This window comes from Kitasatospora putterlickiae, from assembly GCF_039527695.1.
Classification (GTDB): domain Bacteria; phylum Actinomycetota; class Actinomycetes; order Streptomycetales; family Streptomycetaceae; genus Kitasatospora; species Kitasatospora putterlickiae.
Window position 1 is genome coordinate 1 of record NZ_BAAAKJ010000550.1, and the last position, 2,834, is coordinate 2,834.

General features: G+C 78.5%; 2 protein-coding genes. Both read left to right on the forward strand.

Annotated features, from left to right (window positions below; genetic code table 11):
• Positions 1–1,685 (forward strand): FtsX-like permease family protein (locus ABD308_RS39170; RefSeq protein WP_344345872.1); only part of this gene is annotated, 1,685 nt, incomplete at its 5' end.
• A 61-nt stretch (positions 1,686–1,746) separates the two neighbouring features.
• A partial coding sequence (locus ABD308_RS39175) for a hypothetical protein (RefSeq protein WP_344345874.1) occupies positions 1,747–2,834 on the forward strand: 1,088 nt, incomplete at its 3' end.

Here is a 2,834-nt window from a genome sequence, read left to right on the forward strand (position 1 = left end):
TGGTGCTGGCCGCGCTGCCGGCCAGCGACCGCGACCGGGCGGCCCACACGGTCGGCGCCGACCTGCGGCTGTCCGGGGTGTCGGGCCCGCCCGCGCGGCAGCACGGCGCCCTGGCCGCCCTGCCGGGCGTGACCGGCCTCACCCCGGTCGCCGAGAAGTCGGTGTTCGTGGGCTCCTCCGTGGTCCAGACGGTCGCCCTCGACAGCGCGGCCGCCTCCGCCGCCGGGCTGCCGTCGCTGCGCCAGGACCTCGCCGACCGCCCGGCCCCCGCGCTGCTCGCCCCGCTGACCGCCGTGCCCGCCCACGGGATCGCGGTGCCCGGCGAGCCGACCGCGCTGGAGGTGACCGTGACCGCGAGCGCCGACCGTCCGCTCCCGGAGCCCGGGCCGGAGCTGCTGCTGTGGATCCAGGACGCGAACGGGCTGACCGAGCAGCTGGCGGTCCCGCTGCCGGCCGACGGACGGCCGCACACCGTGACCGTCCCGCTGGCCGGCGGCGAACGGCGCGCCCACCCGCTGACACTCGGCCGGCTCGGCGTCGACTTCACCGACCGGCAGCGCGCGCGCACCACCCTCGACCTGCGCCTGACGAGGATCGGCGCCGTCACCGACGGACAGCGCACCGACCTCGCCTTGCCGCCGGGATGGAGCTGGGCCCGCGCCGACCCGGCCCCCGTGGACCCGGCGGCGCTCGGCTGCCCCGGCACCGAGACCGCGCCCGGGGACACCGGGGTCCCCGGCGCCCGGGGCGAGTACGCGGACGCCTGCGGCTGGGAGGGCGGCGGCGCCGACCTGCTGCACGCGGTGCTGCGCTCCCACGACCCGCTGAGCGGGGCCACCCGCCAGTCCGTGGCCCTGACGGTGCGGCCCGGCCCCGGCACCGGCGCCCCCGTGCTCCCGGTGCTGCCCGCGCTCGCCGACCGCGCGCTGCTCGACGCCGTCCGCGCCAAGGCCGGCGACACCGTCGAACTCGACTGGGACCGCGACGGCGGGGGCGTTCAGAAGGTGCTGATCACCGGGGTCGTCGACGGACTGCCCGGCTACGACCGGACCCACGGCCACCTGCTGCTGGACCTGCGCGCGGTCGCCGCCAACCGCGCGCTCACCGGGGCGCCGCCGCCCACCGCCACCCGCTGGTGGCTGACCAGCGACGACCCGGCCGCCACCCGGGCCGCCGTCGCCGTCGACGGCCGGTTCGGCCGGCCGCAGAGCGCCCCGGAGGTGGCCGCCGCCCTGGCGGACGACCCGTTCCGGACCGGGCTGCGCTGCGCCTGGCTGCTGGTCCTGGTCACCGCGCCGCTGTTCGCGGTGACCGCCCTGACCCTGCACACGGTGAGCGCCGTCCGCTCCCGCCAACGGGAGTTCGCGGTCCTGCGCGCGCTGGGCGTGCGGACCGGCGAACTGACCGCGCTGCTGCGCGCCGAACAGGTGGCGGTGACCGTGCCGCCGGTCCTGCTCGGCGGAGCGCTGGGCCTGCTGCTCGCGGCGCTGCTGCCGGCCTTCACCGTGCTGGACGACCGCGCGGGCCCGGTCTTCCCGGCCCTGGCCACCGCCCCCGGCCGGCCCGCCACCGTGCTCACGGCGCTGGCCGCCGGGCTGCTGCTCGCCCTCGCCGTCCTGGTCCTCACCCGGCTGCTGGCCCGCGTCGACCTGGTCCGGGCCCTGCGCGCGGGGGAGGACGGATGAGGACGACGGCCGGGAAGCCCGGCGGGCGCGGGACCGGACGCTTCGACGGGGGGAGCCCCACATGCTGACCCTGCGCCTGATCCAGCGCGAGGCGAGGATCGCCTGGCCGGTCGCGGCCGTGCTCGCGCTGCTCGCCGTCCTGCTCACGGCGGTCCCGCTGAGCTGGCCGCCGAGGTTCGACCGGCTGGCGGCCGGCACCCTCGCGGACCGGGTGGACCGCGCCGTGGAGGCCGGGCCGCTGCTCTCCGCGGGCGCCGTCACCACGCCGGAGCCGTGGCTGCCGAAGCCGGCTCCCGGCACGCTCGACCGCGATCTGGACCGGATCGGCGACGGGGTGCGCGCCGCCGTCGGCCCGCGGCTCGCCGCCGAGCTCGGCACGCCGTGGGCCCGGGTGGCCACCGGACTCGCGGGCGTGCACGGGCCCGGGGTGGCCACCTTCTACGGCGGCGATCCGCCGAAGGTCAACCTGGTCCACGCCCAGCACGACGGCCCGGACGGCCCCGTCGAGTACCTCCAGGGCCGCGCGCCGCGGCAGCCCGCCGCCGACCTGCTCCCGGGGCTCCCGGACGAGGAGCCGCCGACGATCGAGGTCGCGGCCTCCGAAACCACCCGCGAGCGGTTCCACCTGACCGTCGGCGAGCGGTACGAGCTGACCGGGTACAAGTGGGACGCCGAGGTCGTCCTGGTCGGGGTCTTCCGCACCGACCAGGGCGCGCAACGGCTCTGGCGGCGCTCCCCGTTCCTGGTCCAGCCCTCGCCCGTGCTGGTCGCCGCCGACAACGGCACCAAGTGGGAGATGGACGGCCAACTGCTGACCAGCGCCGGAGGGATCGAGCTGGTCGCGCGGAACGAGACCGGGCTCGACGTCACCTGGGAGCTGCCGGTGGCCGCCGACCGCTCCGGGCCGGGCGCCACCCCGGCCGGGCTCGCCGAGGCGCGTGACGCCCTCACCGCCTGGCGTGCCACGCCCCGCGACCAGCTGTGCGCGGCCGGGTCCCACGAGCCCTGCGCGGTGGCCGGCCAGGAGGTGCGCGGGCTCACCGTCGCCGACCGGCTCACCCCGGAACTGGACGCCTTCGCCGCCCAGCGGCTGCGAACCGAGCAGCTCCAGGGCTTCGCGCTGGCCGGCCTGCTCTCCATCGTGGTGGC